Consider the following 22,379-nt stretch of genomic DNA (forward strand, 5'->3'; position numbering starts at 1 on the left):
AGAACTCCATTTTGGGGTACAGGTGGCAATTACTCGAAACGATCCGGCAGATCGTGGAGCGTCGATAACAATTCGTAGATTGTCGATGACAATCAGTGACGTAAAGACTCTGGCGCGTGCAGACGAAGCATAGTTGCCCCTACGTCCGACGGAATGCGTCGGCGAGTCAGCATGGAGACCGTCACCATGACCGCGAACGCGAGCGGCACGGTCCAGGCGGCCGGCTGGGCCACCAGCGCGGCCGGCCACCCGGTGAACGGGGGGCCGGCGACGGCGAGCAGCACCGCGACGGCGGCCGCACCGCCACCGACCAGGAGCCCGGCCGCGGCGCCGACGTCGGTGAGCCCGCGCCACCAGATTCCCAGCACCAGCAGCGGGCAGAAGCTCGACGCGGCGACCGCGAACGCGAGCCCGACCACCTGCGAGACGTCCAAGCCGTGCAGTTGCAGCGCGAGCGCGGTAGGCACCACACCGGCCACCACCGCGGCCCAGCGGAAGGCGGCCACCGACCGGCCGGAGTCGGTGTGGCCGGCCCCGAAGACGTCGGTCGCCAGCACGCCGGAGATCGAGACCAGCAGCCCGGACGCGGTGGACAGGAACGCGGCGAACGCACCGGCCGCGACCAGGCCGCCGACCAGCGGCGCCGCCACGCCACCGAGCATCGCGCCGGGCAGCACGAGGATGACCGCATCGGTGTTGCCGGTCATGAACAGCTCCGGCGTGTAGATCCGGCCGAGCGCGCCGTAGATCGCCGGGAACAGGTAGAACGTGCCGAGCAGCGCGAGCACGACCAGCGTCGTGCGGCGGGCGGCCGCGCCGTCGGGGTTGGTGTAGAAGCGCACGAGGACGTGCGGCAGGCCCATCGTCCCGAGGAACGTCGCCAGGATCAGCGAGTAGACGCCGAACAGCGCGGTCTCGCCGGTGGTCGACGGGCGTAACCAGGAGGCTCCTTCGCGAGCGGCGAGGCCGACCAGGTGGGGCACCGGCGCGCCGGCCGGGAACGTGATCGTGCCGGGCCCGATCTCGTGTTCGCCGACGCCCAGCGCAACCGTACCGTCGCGGTCGGCGCCGTCGATCGAGCCGTCCATCCGCACCGACACCGGTTCCGCGACCTGCACCCGCACCGGCGTCCGGACCTCGACGTCGGTCGCGGCGCGGAACGTCGGTGCGCCCGGCGGGGCGAGGTCGGCACGCTGGTCGTGCTGCCAGGCCGTCAACAGGACGATGACCGGGAACACGATCGCGGTCAGTTTCAGCCAGTACTGGAACGCCTGGACGAACGTGATCGAGCGCATCCCCCCACCGGCGACGTTCGTCGTCACGACGATCGCGACTCCGACCGCACCGACCCAGTACGGCGCCCCGGTCACCGTGCCGAGCGTGAGGCCCGCACCCTGGAGCTGCGGTACCAGGTAGAACCACCCGATGAAGACGACGAACGCGGTGGTCAGCGACCGTAACCGGGGGCTGCGCAGCCGGGCTTCGGCGAAGTCGGGCAGCGTGTAGGCCCCCGACCGGCGCAGCGGCGCGGCGACGAACAGCAGCAGCGCGAGGTACCCGGCCGCGAAGCCGACCGGGTACCAGAGCATGTCCAGACCGTTCTTCATCACCAGACCGGCGATGCCGAGGAAGCTCGCGGCCGACAGGTACTCGCCGCTGATCGCGGCGGCGTTCCAGGTCGGGCTCACCGCGCGGCTGGCGACCAGGAAGTCGCTGGTGGTCCGGGCCAGCCGGACGCCGTAGAGGCCGAGCGAGATCGTCGCCAGCGTGACCGCGACGACCGCGACCAGCCCCGTCGGGTTCATCACGACCGTTCGACGAGTTCGACGAAGTCTCTCTCGTTGCGCTCCGCGCCCCGGGTGTAGATCCAGCCCGCCACGACGAACACCGGGTACGCGGCCACTCCCAGCAGCAGCCACGGCAGCCGCACACCCAGCACGGTCACGTCGCCGAGCGCTGGGAACAGCGCGAACAGGAGCGGCAGCGACCCGAGCGAGAGCGAGACCAGCGCGGCGATCCGCACCGCGAGGCCGAGCTGCGCTCGGACCAGCCCGCGGACGAGCACTTCACCGACGCCGGTCTGCTGGTCGAACTCGGCCCGGACCACCTGCTTGCGGCCGGCCTGGGGCTGGTCTCCCAGCACGATGCGGACGCGCTGCGGGCGGGTCGTCTCCTCCACGTCAGCGCCATCCCGTCTTCGCGGCCCGGACCAGCCGGTCCTTGAGCTCGCGGGTGTGCCGGCGGCTGACCGGCAGCTCGCGCCCGTCGACCACGACGACGTAGCCGCTCGATCCCAGCCGCAGCTCGGCGATCACCCGCAGCGCGACCAGGTACGACCGGTGGATCCGGACGAACCCCGCGTCGGCCCAGCGCTCGGCCAGCAGCGAGAGCGGCACCCGCACGAGGTGGTTGCCGTCGGAGGTGTGCAGCCGGGCGTAGTCGCCGTGGGCCTCCACCCAGCGCACGGCCGAGCGCGGCAGCATCCGGGTGGTGCCGGCGAGCTCGACCGGGATCACGTCGTCGGCAACCGGCTCCTCCCGGTGCTGGGGCGCGGCCTTCACCCGGGCCGCCCGCCGCACCGCCTCGGCCAGGCGATCCGCGCGTACCGGTTTGAGCAGGTAGTCGGCGGCGCCCAGGTCGAACGCGTCCACGGCCCGATCGTCGTGCGCGGTGACGAACACCACGGCCGGCGGCGACGCGAACCGTCCGAGCACCCGGGCCAGCTCCATGCCGTCCAGGCCGGGCATGCGGATGTCCAGGAAGACGACGTCGAATCCCCGGTCGCGCAACTGGCGCAGCGCCTCGGTGGTGTCGCCCGCGGTGACGACCTCGCCGACCCCGGCGTCGCCGCGGAGCAGGTAGGCCAGCTCGTCGAGCTGGAGCGGCTCGTCGTCGACCGCGAGCACGCGCAACTTCACGAGGCCCACCCACTCACCACTCGCACGCCGGGCTGAAACTTCGGAACTCGCATGCTCACCTTGGTGCCTGCTCCCGGCGCGGTCTCGACGACCAGCCCGCAGGCAGGGCCGAACACCGAACGCAGCCGGTCGTCCACATTAGTCAACCCGACGTGAGCGTTCTTCGCCTCGGGTGATTCGTCCGCGGCCGGTCGGCGCAGCTGGTCGGGGTCCATTCCCACGCCGTCGTCCTCGACGCTGATCAGGCACTCGGCCCCGGCGTCGGTCGCGACGATGCTGACCGTCCCGGTGCCGGCCTTCCCGGCCAGCCCGTGCCGGACCGCGTTCTCCACCAGCGGCTGCAGGCACAGGTACGGGACGACGACCGGCAGCACCTCGGGGGCGACCTGCAAGCGAACCTGGAGCCGTTCGCCGAACCGGGCCCGCTCGATCAGCAGGTAGCGGTCGATCGAGCGCAGCTCCTCGGCCAGCGTCGTGAACTCGCCGTGCGCCCGGACGCTGTACCGCACGAACTCGGCGAACTCCTCGATGAGCTCACGGGCCCGTTCCGGGTCGGTGCGCACCAGCGCCGAGATCGCGGAGAGCGCGTTGTAGATGAAGTGCGGGCTGATCTGTGCCCGCAGCGCGCGGAGCTGGGCCTCGGCCAGGCGTTCGCGGGACGCGTCCAGCTCGGCGAAGGCCAGCTGGGCCGAGACCCACTCGGCGGTCTCCACCGCGGCGCGGACCAGCCCGGGAACCGGATCGGAATCGACGACCGCGACCAGCGCACCGACCATCTCCTCACCGGTGGAGAGCGGCACCACCACCGCACCGCGGACCGGGCATTCGAGCAGGTCGCACGGCAGATCGTCGGCGTGCAGCGCGATCACTCGCCCGGTGGGTCCGTTCAGGGCCTCGAGCACGGCGGGCGCGTGGTGCTCCCCCGGGCCTTCCCAGGCCAGCACCCGGTCGGGTGCGACCAGCCCGAGCGCGGGACCGCCGAGCAACTGGTGCAACGGACGCACGGCCTTGGTCGCGGTGGCCTCGGTCAGCCCGGCCCGCAGCGGCGGCGCGGCCAGGCTGGCGACGTGCAGCACCTGGTAGGTCGCCCGCTGGGTCGGGGTCGCGATCACCCGCCGTTTACGCGAACGTAAGACGACGACCACGCCGAGTGACACCGCGGCCAGCACGACGAGAACGAGAGTCGTCGTGATCGGAGCGGCGTTGCTCATCCGCCCATTCTGGCGAACTAATAGGCGCCGTCGCTCTTCAGAACGGCAAAGAGAGTTTTGTACAGAATCATGAAGTCGAACGCGAGCGACCAGTTGTCGACGTAATAGAGGTCGAGCCGGACCGCGTCCTCCCAGGAGAGGTTCGAGCGCCCGGAGACCTGCCAGAGCCCGGTGATACCCGGCCGCACCAGCATGCGGCGCCGGCTGTCGCCGTTGAACTGCTCGTTCTTCACCGGCAGCGGCCGCGGACCCACCAGCGACATCTCGCCGAGCAGGACGTTGATCAGCTGCGGCAGCTCGTCGATCGAGGTCTTGCGCAGGAAGTGCCCGACCCGGGTGATCCGCGGGTCGTTCGCCATCTTGAACAGCAAGCCGTCGGTCTCGTTGCTGCCCAGCAGCTCGGCCAGGCGCTCTTCGGCGTCGACGTACATCGTCCGGAACTTCCAGACCCGGATCGTCGTGCCGCCGCGTCCGGCGCGGGCCTGGCGGAAGAACACCGGGCCCGGGTCGGAGATCTTGATCGCGAGCGCCGCGATACCGAGAATCGGCGAGATCAGCAGCAGGCCGAAGAACGCCGCGAGCCGGTCGAACAGGCCCTTGAGCAGCCAGCCGACGCCAGAGATCGTCGGTTCTTCGACGTGCAGCAGCGGCAGGCCCTCGACCGGGCGGATGTGCACCCGCGGGCCGGCGATGTTCGTCAGCGCGGGCGCGACGACGAGTTCGATGCCGCTGCCCTCCAGCTGCCAGGCCAGCCGGCGCAGCGCGTCCGGGGTGACGCCACGGGCACCACAGACCGCGATCGTGTCGGCGCCGACCTGCCGTACCCGGTCGAGCGGTTCGACCTTGCCGTTGAACACCGGGATCGGCAGCGCGGCCCGCTCACCGGTGGGCTCGGTCAGGCAGATCCCGACCGGCACCAGCCCGGCGTTCGGGTTGCGCGTGGTGATGCGGTACACCGACAACGCCTCGCCGAGCGTCCCGACCAGAAGAATGCGCTGCGAGGCGCGGCCGCGCTTACGGACGACGTGCAGCGTCTTGCGGGCGATGAAACGCACGGCGAGCGTGACCGCCGCGGTCAGCGGCAGCACGGTGCCGACCGACAGACGGGACAGGTCGGCCTTCTGGGTGAAGGCCAGGAAGCAGACGACGGCGGTGAGCGAGATGATCGCCTTGAAGACCCGCTTGAACTCGTCCGGGCCGAGGCCGAGGTACCGGCTCTCGTAGGCACCGTGCACCCAGAGCGAGAAGACCCAGGCCAGCGGCAGGATGCCGAGCCCGACCCAGTTCAGCACGTCACGGTCGAAGAAGCCCGATCCGGCCTGGTCGTAGCTGTTGATGACCGTCCAGCCGGCGGCCGAGCAGCTCAGGAAGTCGAGCGCCAGGAGCAGCAGGCGGTAGCGGAAGGCCCAGCGCGGCTGGCGCGGGCCGCTGCGCGTGCGGGGCGAGCGCTGCACGCCGCCCGGCTCGAGTGCCAGTCTGCTCTCCAGGCTCGGCGCCAGCGCGTTCACCACCGCTTCGGGCGCGTCCACCGGCGCAGCCGAGGTGGTCGGAGGGGCGGCGGCGGGCGGTGCAGCGACGACGTCTTGCATGCGGCCATTCCGTTGAGGGTTTCCGGGGGAAGCCGAGGACGGGGGTATGGGTGCCGCGGCCGCTCGCTCAGCGCGTTGGGTCACGACAGTCGCTCCGACCGCACGAAGGTCCACTCCCCACTCCGGTCGCCCCTCAGATAGGGCACGGTAGCGCTCCTTCTCCCGGTGCGAAACCAGGGACGCGGGTGGCTGGTGGGACTGAACACGGACTTCATCGGATCAACTTGGACATTCTGCGATCAGCGAGAGGCTTGCCGCCCGTCTGACAAGTCGGGCAGTACTGCAACGACCGGTCGGCGAACGACACCTCGCGCACCAGGTCGCCACAGACCGGGCACGGCAGCCCCGTCCGAGCGTGGACCCGCAGTCCCGAACGCTTCTCCGCCTTCAGCGTCGCGGAACCCTGGCCGATGCTGCGTTCGACAGCGTCGGTCTCGACCGAACGAAGAGCACCGTACAACCGAGTGACGTCCGCGTCACTCAAGCGGTACGCGAGAGCGAACGGCGAAAGCTTCGCGACGTGCAGGATCTCGTCGGAATAGGCGTTCCCGATCCCGGCGATGACGGTCTGGTCGGTGAGCACGCCCTTGATCTGGCCGCGGTGGGAGCGGATCCGCTCGGCGAACTCGTCTTCGGTGACGGCCAGCGCGTCCGGGCCGAGCCGGGCCACCCCCGGCACCTCGGACGGGTCGCGCACCAGATAGACCGCGAGGCTCTTCTTGGTGCCGGCCTCGGTGAGGTCGAACCCCGACTCGTCGTCGAGGTGGACGCGGAGCGCGATCGGCCCCCGGCCGGGCTTCGGCGGTGCGGGCGGCAGCTTGTCGCGGAAGTGCAGCCAGCCGGCCCGCGCCAGGTGGGTGACCAGGTGGATGCCGTCCACGTCGAGGTCGAGGAACTTCCCGTGCCGGGTCGCGCCGGTGATCATCGCGCCGTGCAGCGACATCGGTGACGGGTCGTACGTCTTCAATACGCCGATCGCGGCGACGTCGATCCTGGTGATGGCATGGCCGACGGCACGCTCGCGCAGGTACGCGGCGAGCGCCTCGACCTCCGGAAGCTCGGGCACGTACCCCAGTCTGCCCGCGCGAATCCACTCACCGCGCGCGGACCCCTACGGCGTGTCCGAATCGGTGCGCTCGGCCTCGCCGGTACGGATGAGGTGCGTGGGCGCGTCCGTCGGCACGGCCGGGAGCTCGGTGGGGAGCGTTTCGACCGGCTGCGGCACCACCTGGGGCTCCGGCGACGCCGTCGGCGACCCGGTCTCGTCCACGTCGACCGGTGCCGGCTCGGTTGAGCCGACGTTAAGGACGATCTCCCCCGCCCGGGTCTCGGTCCGGCCGTGGCAGTCGGCCGTCGTCACGCTCATCCGGACGCGGTACCGGCCGGCCGGGAAGCGGTGGGTGCTTTCCAGGTCGCCGCGGTGGGCACCGGGAGCACCGCGGCAGGAGACGGCTCGGAGCGAACTGGAGGCGGTGCCGTCGCCCCAGTCCTCGGTCAGCCCGGCGTAGCGCCCGCTGCCGTCGCGCCACCGGATCCGGAGCCGCACGTCCTGACCGGTGCTCGGCGCCAGGTCGGACGCGCTGACCGTGACGGTCAGGGGACCCTCGGACGGCCGCGGCGGACCCGGCGTCGTCGCGGGCTCGTGGGGGCCGCTGGCCGCGGCGGGTGACACGTCGTCGGCCTCGGCCGGCCGCTCGGCGGCGGCGGCCCGGCCCGGGGCCCGGTTCGGCCCGGTCACGTGCGACGCCACCGGTCCCGGTCCGGCGAGGGCGGCGCCGAGCAGGAACGCGGACACGGCGAGCACTCCGAGGGCGCCGACCGCGACCGCTCGGCGGGTGTCTTGGTTCGTCCGCCGCACGCCCGGCCCAACGCTCGAACATTCGGCTGGTGACGCGACACGACCACCCAGTTACGGATAGTGGCGGAAAGTCTGTCGTGAACTCCGTCAATATGGTACGCATCGGACGGCCAACACCGACTTCCACGGGGGTGACCCAATCGCTGCGCCGGTGATGCCACGCGCCCGGCCTGCGGAGCGCTTCCGGGCACGGATCGCCGTGGTCGGCGGCGACCGGGACCCGGGCCTGCACCGCACCACCGGAGTACTCGAATCGGAGCCGAGCTTCGACGTCCTGACCGACCACTCGATCGGCCGTGACCGGCTGAGTCTGCTCGACCGGGCCCAGCCGGACGTCGTCCTGGTGGGGCGGTTCCCGGGGCGCCCGGACCTGACCGCGCTGATGGCCCGCGAGGTGTTGGACACGCTCGGGCACCCGAGTCGTCTCGTGGCGCTCGCCACCGGCACGCCCGACGCCGAACTCCGTGCGGTGCTCCGCGCCGGGGCGATCGGCTTCCTCCGCGCCGACGCCCGCCGGGCCACCGTCGTCGAGGTGATGCTGCGCGCCGCCGAGGGCGCCGTACCGTCCGGCTCGACCGCGGCCAACACGCTGGCCTCGGCGTTCGCCGCACCGCCCAGACAGCCGGGGTCGAGCGTCCGGCTCGGCCAGCTGACCCGGCGCGAGCGGGACGTACTGCGGCTGGTGGCCAAAGGGTTGTCGAACGGCGAGATCGCGGCTCAGCTGGTCGTGACGACCAGCACGGTCAAGACGCACATGAACGCGATCCTGGGCAAGCTCGGGCTGCGCGACCGGGTGCAGGCCACGGTGTTCGCGTACGAGAGCGGGCTGGTGCGGCCGGGCGGGCCGTGACCTACGGCTTCCGCCCGAAGATCTTCACCGGGGTGCCGTACTTCGTGTACTTGAACAGCATCCGGGCGTCGACCGGCAGCAGGTTGATGCACCCGTGCGAGCCCGGCGACCCGCCGTCGTAGAGGTACGTCGTCGTCTGGTGGAAGCCCATGTCGGCGTAGAAGCGCTCCCAGTACGGCAGCTTCACCTTGAAGATCGTCGAGACCGTCGAGACCTTCTTGTCCTGGATCCGGAACAGCCCGGCCGGGGTCGCGAGGCCGGCCCGGCCGGTCCGGATCGGGGCCGGGCCGTGGACCCGCTTCCCGTTCCGCAGCACCCAGAACACCTGGTGGGTGAGGTCGACGCAGACCCGGATGCCGCTCGAGGAGCCGCACTTGCCGTACGAGGCCCCGGACAGGCGGGACATGATCTTCGACGTCAGCGGACCGGCGTAACCCGCCGCCGGCCGGATGCCCATCCGCTGCTGGAAACGCTGGACGGCGACGCAGTCCGAGTGGCCGGCTTTGCCGTCGACCTTGAGCCCGAGGTACTTCTCCGCCTGACGCTGGGCCGGGCCGGTACGCGGCGAGCACCCCGCCGCCTGAGCCGAAGACGGAATCAGTACGCCCAGACCGGCTACGAGAGCAACGGCCACCAGGGCAGCGACACGACGAATCATGTTTGGGGGGCCTTCGCTCGGGGGTATGGCCATTCATTTATCGAACGCGCGTTAGCCCCGTCAATCGGAGAGTCAGTTACTCGTCACGCACGGCACGATGGACGCGTTGCCGGACGTCGTCCCAGGCCTCGGCCAGCCGCATGCGCCGGGTGACCCCGTCGGCATCCGTGCGGTGCTGGTACGCGCGGCGCTCGCGGCCCAGCAGCAGCGCGAGGTTGACCAGGAACGGCGCGAGCGCGGGCGGCCCGTCGTCGTTGACCAGGTCTTCGATCACCCGCCGGGGCCCGTGCAGGTCGCCGAGCAACACCCAGAGCTGGGCCAGGTCGAACCCGGCCAGGTAGAGGCCGACGGTCGCCCAGTCGAGGAAGACGTACCCCTCGCGGGTCTTGAGCACGTTGTCGAGCACCAGGTCGCCGTGGGCGAGCTCCCACCGCCCGGCCGCGCGGCGGGCCAGTTCGGCGACCGCGGCCCGGTCGGCGTCGTCGAACATGCCCTGCCTGCGGGCCCGGTCTATCCGCGGGGTGTAGTTCACGATCCAGGACTGGCCCACCGGCGGCTGCCACTTGGCCAGCTGCCGTAACTCGGTCAGCGCACCGGCCAGCTCGTCGGCCGGGATCGCCACGGACGGGTGCCGGTCGTAGGCCAGCGGACGCCCGAACACCCGCTCGAGCAGCAGCACCCCGCGGCCGGTGTCGGCGCTCAGCAGGCGGGCCGTGCGCACCGGCGGCGGTGAAGTCTCGAACACCCGGTAGGCCTCGACCTCGCGGAGGAAGTGCTCACGCCAGAACGGCGACCCGCCGGCCTGCACCTTGGCCACGACCGGGCTCAGGTCGACGCTGCCGGCCACCACGAACGACGTCGAGCTGCGATGCAGCACCGTGCCGGGCACGAAGCGTGGACAGACCTCGTAGACGAGGCCCAGCAGGGCGTCGTCCGAGACCGGATCGGTATCGGTGAACAGCATCGCCGCAGATCCTGCCACGGAGTAGCCCGGGCCATCCCGGGTAAGGCGGCTCCCATGGTGGAATTCGGATACACGCTCATGTGCGAACAGGCCGGCCCGGAGGCACTCGTCCGGGACGCCGCCCGGGCCGAACGGTCCGGCTTCGCGTTCGAAGTGATCAGCGACCACTTCACGCCCTGGCTGACCGAGCAGGGTCACTCGCCCAACGCCTGGTCCGTGCTCGGCGCGGTCAGCCAGGTCACCGAACGCGTCCCGTTGATGACCTACGTGACCTGCCCCACGATGCGGTACCACCCGGCGGTCATCGCCCAGCAAGCCGCGACGATGGGCCTGCTCACCGGCGGGCGCTTCTGGCTCGGCCTGGGAGCCGGCGAGAACCTCAACGAGCACGTGGTCGGACGGGGCTGGCCGCCGGCCAACGTCCGGCACGAGATGCTCAGCGAAGCGGTGGACGTCATCGCCGCGCTGTTCACCGGCGAGTACGTGAACTACGTGGGTGAGCACTTCCGGGTGGACTCGGCGAAGCTCTGGGACGTGCCGCAGGCGCCGCCGCCGATCGGGATCGCGGTGTCCGGTGTGCAGTCGGCCACGCTGGCCGCGGAGAACGCGGACTTCCTGGTCGCGGTCGAGCCGGTCGGCGACCTGATCGACCAGTTCGACCGGGAGAGCGGCAAGCCTGCCGCGCCGAAGGTCGGCCAGTTGCCGATCAGCTTCGACCACGACGAGGGCGCCGCGGTGACCCGCGCCCACGAGCAGTTCCGCTGGTTCGGGAACGGCTGGAAGGTCAACGCCGAGCTGCCGGGACCGGCCGGGTTCGCCGGGGCCAGCCAGTTCGTGCGGGAGGAAGACGTTTCTGAATCGATACCGTGCGGGGACGACGTCGACGCGGTTCTCGACGCCGTGCGGCCCTACGCGGAGGCCGGCTTCACCCATCTCGCGTTCGTGCAGATCGGCGGCGACCACCAGGACGGCTTCCTGGACTGGTCCGAGAAGACGCTCCTGCCCGCCCTGCAGGACGCGTTCGGATGACCGAACACCCGAGCGGTTCTCCGAACAGGTGGTGACGTAGCGCACATGCGGGCCCGACGAGGCCCGATAGGGATGCGCTCGGACGGCGGGAGCGCAACGATTTCGACACCGGAGGCTCCCGGTAGTAGCGTTCCGCGCTCCGAGGACTTGCGAGGAGGGGATGCTATGAGAACCGCCGGGAACACGGAAAAGGCCGGGTCTGAAAAAAACTTATCCCCGCAGGCCCGAATGGGCCGGCGGGGAAGCCGGAAGGAGATGTTGTGGGCAAGGGGGGAGTTGAACCCCCACGTCCTTTCGGACACACGGACCTGAACCGTGCGCGTCTGCCATTCCGCCACTTGCCCGGCGAAGACTTGGGAACTCTAACACGTGCCGGATGCTCCCCTCTCGGGGGTTAGCAGCGGCCGATACGATCATGCGGAACCGAGGACAGGAGGAACCGGTGGGCGTTCTGCAGCGCTTCGAGAAGAGGTTGGAGAACCTCGTCGAGGGGGCGTTCGCCAAGGTCTTCAAGGGAGTCGTGCATCCCGTGGAGATCGCTAGCGCGATGCAGCGCGAGGCGGATGCGCACAAGTCCATCTTGGGCGGTGGGCGCACACTGGTTCCCAACCGCTACATCATCGATCTGAGTCCAAGCGACCACGATCGGCTGGCGCAGTACGCGGCGCCGCTGGCACAGGAACTGGCTCAGGCTCAGGCCGAGTACATCGGTGAGCAGGGGTGGACGGTCTACGGCGACGTCATCGTCGAGATCGAGCGGGGTGACGGTCTCGACACCGGGATGTTCCGGATCGCGGCCGAGGTCTACACCGGCGGAGTCGAGCCGGCTCACAACCCGAACCCGTACCAGAACCCGCCGCCGCAGGGCTACAACATGCCGCCGGCCAGCGCGCCTCCGGGCCCGCCGGTCAGCGGCCCGCCCGGATACGGCGGTCCGGTGAGTGCTCCCCCGATGCACTCCAGCGGCGCTCCCTACGGTGCGCCCGGCCCGCAGGGTGGCGGCTACGGCGCCCGGCAGGCCCGTCTGATCACCTCGGACGGCCGGCAGTTCACGATCGTGATCGGCTCGACCGTGATCGGTCGTGGCGAGGGCGCGCAGGTGCGGCTGGCCGACGTCGGCATCTCCCGGCAGCACGCCCGGGTCGATTTCGACGGGTCCCGTGTGGTGCTGACCGACCTCAGCTCCACCAACGGCACCACGGTCAACGGCAACCGCATCAACGCCGCGGCGCTCCAGCACGGCGACGTCGTCCAGCTCGGAACCACGTCGCTCACGTTCCGGCTGGATGGCTGATGCCGGAAGTCGTTCTCGCGGTCGCCCGGTTCGGCTTTCTCGCGCTGCTCTGGGTGTTCGTTTTCGCCGTCGTCGGGGTCATCCGGCGCGACCTGTCCGGGGCTCGTCAGCCCCGGCTGGTCGCGGCTCCCCGGGGGATCCCGCTGGCGCCCCAGGGGCGTCCGGCGAAGGCGAAGCGTGGCGACCGCGGCGACCGCGGCGTGCCCCGGACCATGGTGGTCACCGAAGGGGCACTGGCCGGAACCCGAATCACGTTGGGCGACTCCCCGATCACTCTCGGACGAGCCGACGACTCCACACTGGTACTGAATGATGACTATGCGTCTGCGCAGCATGCACGTCTGGTGCCGCGTGCGGGCGAGTGGCTGATCGAGGACCTCGGGTCGACCAACGGCACGTATCTTGGCCCAACCAAGATTTCCGGCCCGACCCCAGTTCCGCTGGGCGCGCCGATCCGGATCGGGCGCACGTCGATCGAGTTGCGCTCATGAGCCTGCGAAGCGAGCTAAGCATGTCGTCGATTAGGTACCTCCACTGCGAGGACCGCGAATGAGCCTCACGCTGCGCTACGCGGCCAAGTCCGATCGAGGACTCATCCGTGAGGGAAACGAGGACTCGGTCTACGCCGGTCCGCGGCTTCTCGCCGTCGCTGACGGTATGGGCGGCATGGCTGCCGGTGAGGTGGCATCGAACATAGTCGTCCGCGCGCTGGAGCCGCTGGACGAGGACGTCTCCTCCAGTGACCTGGTGGACGCATTGCGCGCGGCGATCGGGCACGCGAACCAGCAGCTCCGGGACGCGGTGGACGCCAACCCCGCGCTGGAGGGCATGGGCACGACGCTGACCGCGCTGTTGTTCAGCGGCACGCGTCTGGCACTGGCCCACGTCGGCGACTCGCGGGCCTACGTCATGCGCAACGACGAGCTCCACCAGATCACCCGGGACGACACCTACGTCCAGATGCTGGTGGACGAGGGCCGCATCACCGCCGACGAGGCGAACACCCATCCCCAGCGCTCCCTCCTCACTCGCGCGCTCGACGGCCGCGAAGTGGAGCCGGAGTTCTCGGTGCGGGAAGCGCGCCCGGGAGACCGGTACCTGCTCTGCAGCGACGGGCTCTCCAGCGTCGTCTCGATGGAAACGATCGCGGACGCGACCCGGATCGACGATCCGGCCCAGGTGGCCAATCGGCTGATCCAACTCGCGCTGCGCGGCGGCGGCCCCGACAACATCACGGTCATCGTCGCCGACATCCTCGACGACCGGCTGGCCGACAACGCCCCGGTGGTCGGCGGCGCGGCCGCCCGAGATCGCACCACGTCGGCGACCGCGGACACCGCGGCCGGACGGGCGGCACTGGCCACCCCACCCCGGCCGGCCCCCGCCGAGGAATACGCGGTCGAGGAAGAGCCGGAACAGGTCGAAGCCGGCGGCAGGCACCGCAAGCGCACCACCGCACTGCTGACCGTGCTGGCGCTGGCGGCCCTGGCCGCCGGCGGTTACGCCGCCTGGCACTACACCCAGCAGCAGTACTACGTAGGAACCTCGGCCGGACACGTTGCGATATACCGCGGCGTGTCCGGCTCTCTTGCCGGCGTCAAGTTCTCCAAGCTGCAGGATGACACCGATCTCCAGCTGGACGACCTCGAGCAGGTCGCACGCGATTCGGTGCAAGACACCATCCCGGCCGAGAACCGTGAGGACGCATACACCATCGTGGACAACCTGCGGCGGGAGAAGGTGCTCCCCTGGTGCCACGGCGACGTGGCCCCCACGCCGTCCGCACCGGTCAGCCCCTCGGCTCCGGTCTCCGGATCCCCCTCCGGCTCCCCCGGCACCGTCGTGAGCCCCAGCACTTCGGCGACGCCCTCCGGCGCGCCGTCCCCGACCCCCACCGCCTCTCGGCCGTCGGGGGAGGTTCTACCAGCCACCGACACTGACGATCCCGGTGTGAACTGTCGGGAGAAGCGGTGACGGCTTCGGCCGCTCCGCGCCCCGCAGGCGGCGCCGACCCCGCTCTCACCAGCGTGATCGGTCGGCCCGACCGTCCGCTGGCCAACAACTCGCGCAATACCGAACTGATCCTGCTGATCGTTTCCCTGGTCGTCGTGTCCGGGATGTCGCTCGCGGTTCAAGGTTCGGTGCTCGGCGAGATCAGCCTGAGCGCACTGGCGCTCCCCGGTCTGCTCGCCCTCGTGTTCCTCGGTGCGCACCTGGCCGTGCGTGTGCTGGCGCCCTACGCCGACCCGCTGCTGCTGCCCGCCGTCGCGACGATCAACGGCATCAGCGTCGTGTTCATCCGCCGGCTCGACCTGGGCCGCCTGACGCCGGACGAGCGCATCGCCGCCGGCGTGCTGGGCGGCGAGGGCAGCGAGGCGCTCAAGCAGTACATCTGGGCCGTCGTCGCGATCCTCGGCTTCGTGGCCCTGCTCGCGGTGGTCCGCGACCACCGGACGCTCGCCCGGTTCGGGTACATCGCGCTGTTCACCGGTCTCATCCTGGTGCTGCTCCCGGCGGTACTGCCGTCGTCGCTGAGCGAGATCAACGGCGCGAAGCTGTGGATCATCATCCCCGGTATCGGGCAGATCCAGCCCGGTGAGTTCGCGAAGATCGCGCTGCTGCTGTACTTCGCCCGGATCCTCGTCGACAACCGGGACTTCCTGCAGATCGTCGGCAAGTTCTCGACGCTGAAGGCCACCCCGCGGTTCCTGTTCGACGCGTACGCGCCGATGGTCAGCGCCTGGCTGGTCAGCCTCGGCGTCCTGATGTTCGAGAAGGACCTCGGCACCTCGCTGCTGTACTTCGGTCTGTTCCTGGTGATGATCTACATCGCCACGAACAAGGCCCGCTGGGTCGCGATCGGGCTGGTCATGTTCATGATCGGTGCCTACGCCGCCTATCTGGTCGTCAGCCGTGTCCAGTTGCGCGTCGAGGTCTGGCTGCACCCGTTCGACGATCCGTTCGACAAGGGCTACCAGATCGTCCAGTCGCTGCTCGCGCTCGGCAGCGGCGGCCTGTTCGGCGCCGGGCCCGGCGCCGGGTCGCCGAACATCCTCAGCCTCTACGCCAGCACCGACTTCGTGTTCGCGGCGATCGGCGAGGAGATCGGCCTGTTCGGGCTGACCGCGCTGCTCGTGCTCTACGCGCTGATCGCGTCGCGGGGCATCCGGGCCGGTCTCGACGTCCGCGACTCGTACGGCAAGCTGCTCGCCGGCGGGCTGGCGTTCTCGATCACCTTGCAGACGTTCGTCATCGTGGGCGGAGTGACCAAGCTGATCCCGTTGACCGGTCTCACGACCCCGTTCCTGGCCTACGGTGGCTCGTCGCTGATCGCCAACTGGCTGATCATCGGCCTGCTGATCCGTATCTCGGACGCGGGACGACGTCCGGCGAAGGTGAAGGCGCCGCCGTTGCAGTTGCGGGACGCACCGACCGAGGTGGTCCGGCTGTGAACGCTCCGCTCCGACGAGTAGCGGTCGCGGTTTTCGTGCTGTTCGCGCTGCTCTTCGTCAACTTGAACTACGTCCAGGTGGTGAAGGGCGACGACTACCGCAACAGCGACCTGAACGAGCGCGTCCGCATCTCCAGCTACGAGCGGCCGCGCGGGCTGATCATGGTCGAAGACCAGGCGATCGCGCAGTCGGTCGAGACCGACGGCCGCTACAAATTCCAGCGCAAGTACCCCCAGGGCGAGCTGTACTCGCACGTCACCGGCTTCCAGTCGATGATCTACGGCACGTCGGAGATCGAGTCGGCCGAGAACGAGGACCTGTCCGGCCAGTCCGACAAGCTCTTCGTCCGCCGGATCACCGACATGATCACCGGCAAGAAGAGCAAGGGCGCGAACGTCATCCTCACGCTCGACAAGGAAGTCCAGCAGGCGACGGCCAACGCCCTCGAGGGTCAGAAGGGCGCCGCGATCTCGCTGGACCCGAAGACCGGCGAGATCCTGTCGCTGGTCTCGCTCCCGACCTTCGACCCGAACCCGTTCGCGTCGCACACCGACAAGCCGCAGAAGGACGCCTGGGCGAACCTCAACGGCGACAAAGAGAACCAGCCGCTGCTCAACCGCGCGCTGCGTCAGACCTACCCGCCGGGTTCGACGTTCAAGGTGATCATGTCGACCGCGCTGGTCGAGGACGGCTTGACGGCCGACTCGGAGGTCGACGCGCCGAACCAGTACACGGCGCCGCAGACCACCAAGTACATCGAGAACTTCCACGGCGAGACCTGCGGCAACGGCGTGAAGGTGACGCTGGAGTTCGCGCTGCAGGAGTCGTGCAACACGGTCTTCGCGAAGCTCGGGGTCGAGAAGCTGGGCGCCGAGAAGATCAAGGAGAAGGCCAAGGAGTTCGGCTTCGGCAGCCCGATGAAGGTGCCGACCGACGTGGCCGCCAGCCAGACCGGCGACCTGCCCGACCCGCCGTCGGTGGCCCAGTCGAGCATCGGCCAGCGTGACGTCCGGATGACGCCGCTGCAGGGCGCGATGATCGCTGCGGCGGTGGCGAACAACGGCAAACTGATGACGCCCTACCTGGTGAAGAAGGTCGAAGCGGCCGACTACACCACGCTCTCCACCACCCGGCAGAAGACGCTCTCGACGCCGATGAGTGACTCCACCGCGGGCGAAGTCCAGAAGATGATGCACGCGGTGGTGCAGGACGGCACCGGCAAGCGGGCCCAGATCGACGGGGCCGACGTCGGTGGGAAGACCGGTACCGCGGAGGACGGCGACGAGCGTCAGGACCATGCCTGGTTCATCGGTTATGCGATCGTCGACGGGCAACCCGTAGCGGCGGTGGCAGTGGTCCTGGAGAACGCGGGCAAGTCCAGCGCGTCCTCCGCGGAGATCGCCGGAACGATCATGAAATCGATCATCCAGCAGCGAGCGAATCGATGAACCGCAGCAAGGGTCCGGAGAGGCCCGCGAATCCGAGGACTAGGCGATGACGGACGCCCGCCTGCTTGGCGGCAGGTACGAAGTCGGCACCGTACTGGGCTACGGCGGTATGGCCGAAGTCCACCTGGGACGTGATCACCGGCTCGGCCGGGACGTCGCGATCAAGGTGCTGCGGTCCGACCTGGCCCGCGACCCTGGATTCCAGGCGCGGTTCCGCCGCGAGGCCCAGAACGCCGCGGCGCTGAACCACCCCGCGATCGTCTCGGTCTACGACACCGGCGAAGACATGAACACCCGGGACGGCGTCCCGGTGCCGTTCATCGTCATGGAGTACGTCGAGGGCCAGACGCTCAAGGAGGTTCTGCAGGCCGAGGGCCCGATCAGACCGCAGCGGGCGATGGAGATCGTCGCGGACGTCTGCGCGGCGCTCGACTTCAGTCACCGGCACGACATCATCCACCGCGACATCAAGCCCGGCAACGTCATGCTGACGCCGCAGGGCGCGGTGAAGGTGATGGACTTCGGCATCGCCCGGGCGCTCTCGAGCGCGTCGGCCCAGATGACCGCGACGTCCGCGGTGATCGGCACGGCTCAGTACCTCTCGCCCGAGCAGGCCCGCGGCGAGACCGTGGACGCCCGCTCGGACGTGTACTCGACCGGCTGCCTGCTCTACGAGCTGCTGGTCGGAGAGCCGCCGTTCACCGGTGACAACCCGGTGTCGGTCGCCTACCAGCACGTCCGGGAAGACCCGATTCCGCCGAGCCACCGCAACCCCGAGGTCACCGCGACGATCGACGCGATCGTGCTGAAGGCGATGGCGAAGAACCCGGCGGCGCGGTACCAGAGCGCCGGCGAGATGCGTGCCGACCTGCTGCGCGCGGCCGCCGGGCGTCCGGTGGCGGCGACCGCCGGGATGACCGGTGCCGAGCGCACCGCGGTACTGGGCGGCGCGGGCGCGACCCGGGTCGTTCCGAGCGCGGCCGGCGGCGGCTACCAGACGTCGGTCGGCGGTGCGGCCGGTGGCGCGCCGCCTCCCCGGAAGCGTGGTGCGGCGGTCGCGGTCGGCATCCTCGCCGTGGTCGCGCTCATCGCGGTCGTCGCGTTCGCAGCCAGCAAGCTCGGCGGCGGCGGCGGCAAGAACGTCGAAGTCGAGAACGTCGTCAACGCGAACGTGATCTCGGCGACGAAGACGCTCCAGGCCCAGGGCCTGAAGGTGCGCACCAAGAAGGTCGAGAGCACCGACGCCCAGAAAGACAAGGTCACCGAGCAGAACCCGGCCGCGGGCGCGACCGCCAAGGAAGGCGACACGGTCGAACTCTCGGTCGGTGCCGGTCCGGGTCAGGTCAAGGTGCCGAAGCTGACCGACGGCGACCAGGACGGCGCCGAGCAGCAGTTGAAGACGCTCGGCCTCGACATCAAGATCGAGCAGGACAACAACAGCGACGAGCCCGAGGGCGCGGTCACCCGGCAGGACCCGGCGGCCGGCAAGGAGGTCCCGAAGGGCACCGTCGTCACGGTCTACGTCTCCAAGGCCAACCTGGTGCTGGTGCCGGACGTACGCGGCGCCCCGGTGGCCGAGGCGACCGCGACGCTGAAGGGCAAGGGATTCAACGTCAGCGTGCGGAACCAGCCGTCCGACGACCAGCCGGCCGGGACCGTCATCAGCCAGACGCCGGGCCAGGGCAGCAAGCGGAGCCCGAACTCGACGATCACGATCACGGTGTCGACCGGTCCGTCGAACTCGCCGAGCCCGTCCGACGACCCGGGTGAATCACCGGGTGACGGCGAGACCAGCGAACCGCCGGATACGACCGAGAGCACCGGCGCCACCGCGTCACCGGACGCCGGAGCGACGCCGCAGCGGGGAACCAACTCGCTGATCCGCTGAGACCACGGCGGGGCCTTCGGGCCCCGCCGTTTTCAGACGTGGCGGTCGATTTTCAGACGTAGGCGGCCAGGCGCCGTTCTTCCACCTGTTCGACGAGCGGGATCGAGCGCTCGACGGCGCCCTCGTCGCCGCAGATCGCGAGCCAGTTCGCGAGCATCCGGTGACCGCCCTGGGTCAGCACCGACTCGGGGTGGAACTGCACACCCTCGACGGCCAGCTCACGGTGGCGCATCGCCATCACGACGCCCGACGGCGTGCGCCCGGTGATCTCGAACGACGCCGGGATCGTGTCTTCGACGACCGCCAGCGAGTGGTACCGGGTGGCCGTGAACGGATCGGGCAGCCCGGCCAGCACCCCGGCATCCGCATGATGGACCTCGCTGGTCTTCCCGTGCAGAAGCTCCGGAGCGCGGTTCACGGTGGCGCCGTAGGCGACGCCGATGGCCTGGTGGCCGAGGCAGACGCCGAACAACGGCAGACGGCCGGCCAGCTGCTCGACCATCGGAATGCAGACCCCGGCCTCCTCGGGCGTGCCCGGGCCGGGCGAGAGCAGGACCCCGTCGACCGGGGCGCCGTCGACGTCACCGGCGAGGACCTCGGCCGGCTCGACCGCGTCGTTGCGCCGGACGACGCAGTCGGCCCCGAGCTGGCCCAGGTACTGCACGAGGTTGTAGACGAACGAGTCGTAGTTGTCGACGACCAGGATCCGCATGGGTGGATTATCCACCGTCCACGGTCACGTCTCCGAACGGAAGCAGTGGTTCGGCCCACGGGAACACGTAGAACCAGAGCAGCAGGATGATCGCCGCGACGAGCACCAGGGTCAGAAACCCCTTCACGGCCGCGTTGCCGGGCAGGTGGTCCCAGAGCCATCCGTACACGGCTACTGCACCTCTGCCGGAGTGCCGGCCGAATGCGGCTGGGTCTTGGTCTGCTCGGCCCAGACGATCATCCGCTCGTAGTTGTCCCACTTCGGGTTGCACGTCGTGAGCGTCAGCAGTTTCTCGGTCGGCTTCTGCCCCGGCTCCTGCGGGTTGGCGCTGACCACCGAGACGTTCGTGGGCTTCGTGATGAAGTTCTTGGTGACCGCGTACACGAACCAGTCGGTCTGCGTCTCGACGACGATCGTGTCGCCGGCCTGCAGCTTGTCGAGGTCCCAGAAGATCGACGGCATCCGGTGCCCGGCGACCGCGAAATTGCCGACCTGCCCCGGCATCTCGCTGTCCGGGTAATGGCCGGGCGCGAGCTTGATGTCGGCCTGGGTGACCCCCTGCACCACGACCCACTTCTTGCCGAGCTTGGGGATGTAGAGGCGCGCGACGCCCTCGCCGGGCAGCGGATCGACCGCGGCGGCCTTGCTCGGGGTGCCCGTCTCGGCCGGCGGAGCCTGCGCCGCCCACTGCTGGTCGAGCTGCGAGTTGAGCCGGTCCTGGTCGGCGTTGACCTGGTACGCCTTGCCGTAGACCTCGTAACCCGCGAACAGCAGAACGACGAGCCCGACCGTGATCAGGAGCTCTCCGAACGTCCGGATGGAGCGGCGGATCAGCGATTCGGGTTCGTCGCGTGGGTCAATCCGGTGGGTCCGTCGTACGCCGGCAACGTGACTTCTTGGGGGTCGCCCTCCGTATACCCCAGGTTCCACACGCGCGCGGCCTGGCGGAACAGCGACACCCCTGGGGACGCTTCGAGGGCGGCCCGCATCGACGAGACGTTGCCAATCGCGGTGATCACGAACGCCGGGGAGAACGTCCGGCCGTGGAGGAGGAGGGTATTGCCGACGCACCTCACGGCGCTGGTGGAGATCACCCGGATCCCCATGATGGTCATCGCTTCCGCGCCGCCCGCCCATAGTGCGTTCACCACCGCCTGCACATCCTGTTGGTGCACGACCACGTCGTCCGCGGTGGCGCCGACGGGCAGTACGCCGCCGGGCCGCCGTGGGGCGTCGTCGAGCTTGACCGTGAGCGACGGTCCGCGGACTTTCCCGAGCCCTGCCGGCCCGGTGAGTTCGTCGACATCCCGTTGCGGGCCTTTCAGCCTGGCGTCCGTTCGCGTGTACGCACGTGTGGCCTCATCAACTGAACGACGAAGCTCAGCGGCTCGGCGTTCAGATGTACCGACATCAGAATTACCGCGCCGGATCAACTCGGCCAGTTGCTCGCGCCGCCCGCCCCGCAGATCGGACCCCTGAGAGGTCTCCGCGCTGGTCGCGAACAGGACACCGGCCGCGAGAAGGACGACGGGCAGCGCCAGACGCCAGCCGAGGGAGCCCCTTCTCTCCTCCGGACGGGTCGCGCGATGACGCGGAGAACGACCGCGCGGCCACCGCCGTGCCACATCGCCTCCTCGCCGGATGTCTTCGGCGACTACGCTAACCCGGGAACCCCGTATCAGGAGAAACCCGTGCCGAAGTCACGCGTACGTAAGAAGAAGGTCTACACAGCGCCGACCGGCGTCAGGTCGAGCACTGCCACCACCGCGAAGCGGGCGAAACCCAGCCCGCGGTGGGTGCCCGGAGTAGCCGTCGGCTTGATCGTCGCCGGGATCGCGTGGCTGGTGACCTACTACATGACCCAAGGCGAATACCCCGTCGCCGAGCTGTCAGCCTGGAACCTCGCCATCGGTTTCGGCATGCTCGTCGCGAGTCTGGGCGTCTTCACTCAGTGGCGGTAAGACTCCCCCGTCATCCACAGATCGACGCCAAATCGGCGCCTTAGCCTGTGGATACTGTGGATAACTCGCTCAGATTGTGGGGCACGGCACCGTCAGCCTGTGGAAAACCCGGGGACAACCGGTGACTGCGGGCGCGGTGCGTCAGTGGCGTGTGCCGATCGCCGTTCCCGGTGCGAAGTGGGCCGTCGCCGTCGTACTGCTGGTGGCGACGGTGACGGTCGCGGGCGACCTGACCGGAGCGCTGCTCGGCCTGGTGGTGGCGGCCGGACTCGGCCTGTCCGGCGTCCGCGACGTCGTGGTTCCGGTCCGTCTCCAGGCGGACGACGAGGGGCTGACCGTCGTCTCCGGGCTCGTCGGACGTCGTCGCCGCTACCCGTGGGCCGCGATCGAACGAGTCCGGGTGGACGACCGGCGCCGGTTGCTGGGCCGGTCGACGCTGCTCGAGATCGACGTCGACAGCGACCTGTACTTCCTCGGCCGACACGAACTCGGTGCTACGCCCGCTGAGGTGGCCGAGGAGCTCACATCGCTGCGAACCGGCCGCTGA

23 protein-coding genes and 1 tRNA gene are annotated in these 22,379 nt (G+C 69.8%); 10 read left to right on the forward strand and 14 right to left on the reverse strand.

Going from position 1 to position 22,379, the window contains the following annotated elements; translation table 11 throughout:
- Positions 1-92: 92 nt before the first annotated feature.
- From ACIBZJ_RS37880 to ACIBZJ_RS37910, 7 genes are all read right to left on the reverse strand, one after another.
- Positions 93-1,805, reverse strand: a complete 1,713-nt coding sequence (locus ACIBZJ_RS37880; protein ID WP_395938591.1) for a cation acetate symporter — start codon at positions 1,803-1,805, stop codon at positions 93-95.
- Positions 1,805-2,179 (reverse strand): cofactor assembly of complex C subunit B, encoded by a 375-nt coding sequence (locus tag ACIBZJ_RS37885; protein WP_395938457.1) that lies wholly within the window; start codon positions 2,177-2,179, stop codon positions 1,805-1,807. The genes ACIBZJ_RS37880 and ACIBZJ_RS37885 overlap by 1 nt, the downstream gene beginning before the upstream one ends.
- A gap of 1 nt (position 2,180) precedes the next feature.
- Complete coding sequence (locus tag ACIBZJ_RS37890; protein ID WP_395938458.1) at positions 2,181-2,918, reverse strand: LytR/AlgR family response regulator transcription factor; 738 nt, start codon at positions 2,916-2,918, stop codon at positions 2,181-2,183.
- Positions 2,915-4,129 carry a sensor histidine kinase gene (locus tag ACIBZJ_RS37895; protein ID WP_395938459.1) on the reverse strand — a complete coding sequence of 405 codons (1,215 nt, stop codon included), beginning with the start codon at positions 4,127-4,129 and terminating at the stop codon, positions 2,915-2,917. The genes ACIBZJ_RS37890 and ACIBZJ_RS37895 overlap by 4 nt, the downstream gene beginning before the upstream one ends.
- Positions 4,130-4,146: 17 nt before the next feature.
- A complete protein-coding gene (locus ACIBZJ_RS37900; RefSeq protein WP_395938460.1) occupies positions 4,147-5,718 on the reverse strand; it encodes a sugar transferase in 1,572 nt (523 codons plus the stop codon).
- A gap of 211 nt (positions 5,719-5,929) precedes the next feature.
- Entirely contained in the window at positions 5,930-6,784 is an 855-nt protein-coding gene (locus ACIBZJ_RS37905; RefSeq protein WP_395938461.1) for an Fpg/Nei family DNA glycosylase, read from the reverse strand.
- Between the two features lie 45 nt (positions 6,785-6,829).
- Positions 6,830-7,576, reverse strand: a complete 747-nt coding sequence (locus ACIBZJ_RS37910) for a hypothetical protein (protein ID WP_395938462.1) — start codon at positions 7,574-7,576, stop codon at positions 6,830-6,832.
- Between the two features lie 154 nt (positions 7,577-7,730).
- Between ACIBZJ_RS37910 and ACIBZJ_RS37915 the strand changes: the two genes are divergently transcribed.
- The gene (locus tag ACIBZJ_RS37915) at positions 7,731-8,426 is read left to right on the forward strand and encodes a LuxR C-terminal-related transcriptional regulator (protein ID WP_395938592.1); all 696 of its coding nucleotides are present in this window, start codon (positions 7,731-7,733) and stop codon (positions 8,424-8,426) included.
- Position 8,427: 1 nt separating this feature from the next.
- On the opposite strand, the gene ACIBZJ_RS37920 is transcribed toward ACIBZJ_RS37915, so the two are convergent.
- Together ACIBZJ_RS37920 and ACIBZJ_RS37925 are read right to left on the reverse strand one after the other, a co-directional pair.
- Positions 8,428-9,084 (reverse strand): L,D-transpeptidase, encoded by a 657-nt coding sequence (locus ACIBZJ_RS37920; RefSeq protein WP_395938463.1) that lies wholly within the window; start codon positions 9,082-9,084, stop codon positions 8,428-8,430.
- 76 nt (positions 9,085-9,160) lie between these two features.
- Positions 9,161-10,048 (reverse strand): 3-hydroxyasparagine phosphotransferase, encoded by an 888-nt coding sequence (locus ACIBZJ_RS37925; protein WP_395938464.1) that lies wholly within the window; start codon positions 10,046-10,048, stop codon positions 9,161-9,163.
- 54 nt (positions 10,049-10,102) lie between these two features.
- Between ACIBZJ_RS37925 and ACIBZJ_RS37930 the strand changes: the two genes are divergently transcribed.
- Complete coding sequence (locus ACIBZJ_RS37930) at positions 10,103-11,077, forward strand: TIGR03557 family F420-dependent LLM class oxidoreductase (RefSeq protein WP_395938465.1); 975 nt, start codon at positions 10,103-10,105, stop codon at positions 11,075-11,077.
- 261 nt (positions 11,078-11,338) lie between these two features.
- Here ACIBZJ_RS37930 and ACIBZJ_RS37935 read toward each other — a convergent pair.
- Positions 11,339-11,421, reverse strand: a tRNA-Leu gene (locus tag ACIBZJ_RS37935).
- 71 nt (positions 11,422-11,492) lie between these two features.
- Here ACIBZJ_RS37935 and ACIBZJ_RS37940 point away from each other — a divergent pair.
- From ACIBZJ_RS37940 to pknB, 6 genes are read left to right on the forward strand one after another with little or no spacing between them, the layout of a single operon-like run.
- The gene (locus ACIBZJ_RS37940; protein ID WP_395938466.1) at positions 11,493-12,371 is read left to right on the forward strand and encodes an FhaA domain-containing protein; all 879 of its coding nucleotides are present in this window, start codon (positions 11,493-11,495) and stop codon (positions 12,369-12,371) included.
- Positions 12,371-12,862: an FHA domain-containing protein gene (locus ACIBZJ_RS37945; RefSeq protein WP_395938467.1), complete on the forward strand. Its 492-nt coding sequence runs from the start codon at positions 12,371-12,373 to the stop codon at positions 12,860-12,862. The genes ACIBZJ_RS37940 and ACIBZJ_RS37945 overlap by 1 nt, the downstream gene beginning before the upstream one ends.
- Positions 12,863-12,920: 58 nt before the next feature.
- The gene (locus tag ACIBZJ_RS37950; protein WP_395938468.1) at positions 12,921-14,345 is read left to right on the forward strand and encodes a protein phosphatase 2C domain-containing protein; all 1,425 of its coding nucleotides are present in this window, start codon (positions 12,921-12,923) and stop codon (positions 14,343-14,345) included.
- Entirely contained in the window at positions 14,342-15,823 is a 1,482-nt protein-coding gene (locus ACIBZJ_RS37955) for an FtsW/RodA/SpoVE family cell cycle protein (RefSeq protein WP_395938469.1), read from the forward strand. The genes ACIBZJ_RS37950 and ACIBZJ_RS37955 overlap by 4 nt, the downstream gene beginning before the upstream one ends.
- Positions 15,820-17,271 (forward strand): peptidoglycan D,D-transpeptidase FtsI family protein, encoded by a 1,452-nt coding sequence (locus tag ACIBZJ_RS37960; protein WP_395938470.1) that lies wholly within the window; start codon positions 15,820-15,822, stop codon positions 17,269-17,271. The genes ACIBZJ_RS37955 and ACIBZJ_RS37960 overlap by 4 nt, the downstream gene beginning before the upstream one ends.
- 46 nt (positions 17,272-17,317) lie before the next feature.
- On the forward strand, positions 17,318-19,159 hold the full coding sequence (gene pknB / locus ACIBZJ_RS37965) for a Stk1 family PASTA domain-containing Ser/Thr kinase (protein WP_395938471.1): 1,842 nt from the start codon (positions 17,318-17,320) through the stop codon (positions 19,157-19,159).
- Between the two features lie 52 nt (positions 19,160-19,211).
- Here the strand turns inward: pknB and ACIBZJ_RS37970 are convergent, their stop codons facing one another.
- From ACIBZJ_RS37970 to ACIBZJ_RS37985, 4 genes are read right to left on the reverse strand one after another with little or no spacing between them, the layout of a single operon-like run.
- Positions 19,212-19,871: an aminodeoxychorismate/anthranilate synthase component II gene (locus ACIBZJ_RS37970; protein ID WP_395938472.1), complete on the reverse strand. Its 660-nt coding sequence runs from the start codon at positions 19,869-19,871 to the stop codon at positions 19,212-19,214.
- Positions 19,872-19,878: 7 nt separating this feature from the next.
- Positions 19,879-20,040 (reverse strand): hypothetical protein, encoded by a 162-nt coding sequence (locus ACIBZJ_RS37975; RefSeq protein ID WP_395938473.1) that lies wholly within the window; start codon positions 20,038-20,040, stop codon positions 19,879-19,881.
- A 2-nt stretch (positions 20,041-20,042) separates the two neighbouring features.
- Positions 20,043-20,801 carry a class E sortase gene (locus tag ACIBZJ_RS37980; protein WP_395938474.1) on the reverse strand — a complete coding sequence of 253 codons (759 nt, stop codon included), beginning with the start codon at positions 20,799-20,801 and terminating at the stop codon, positions 20,043-20,045.
- Positions 20,702-21,496, reverse strand: coding sequence for a DUF881 domain-containing protein (locus tag ACIBZJ_RS37985; protein ID WP_395938475.1), 795 nt, complete (start codon positions 21,494-21,496; stop codon positions 20,702-20,704). Before ACIBZJ_RS37985 ends, ACIBZJ_RS37980 begins: the two co-directional genes overlap by 100 nt.
- 66 nt (positions 21,497-21,562) lie before the next feature.
- Here ACIBZJ_RS37985 and ACIBZJ_RS37990 point away from each other — a divergent pair, with 66 nt between their 5' ends.
- Positions 21,563-21,832 (forward strand): cell division protein CrgA, encoded by a 270-nt coding sequence (locus ACIBZJ_RS37990; protein WP_395938476.1) that lies wholly within the window; start codon positions 21,563-21,565, stop codon positions 21,830-21,832.
- A gap of 121 nt (positions 21,833-21,953) precedes the next feature.
- Positions 21,954-22,379, forward strand: coding sequence for a PH domain-containing protein (locus ACIBZJ_RS37995; protein ID WP_395938477.1), 426 nt, complete (start codon positions 21,954-21,956; stop codon positions 22,377-22,379).

The sequence above is a fragment of the Cryptosporangium sp. NPDC051539 genome, assembly GCF_044454545.1.
Taxonomy (GTDB): Bacteria; Actinomycetota; Actinomycetes; order Mycobacteriales; family Cryptosporangiaceae; genus Cryptosporangium.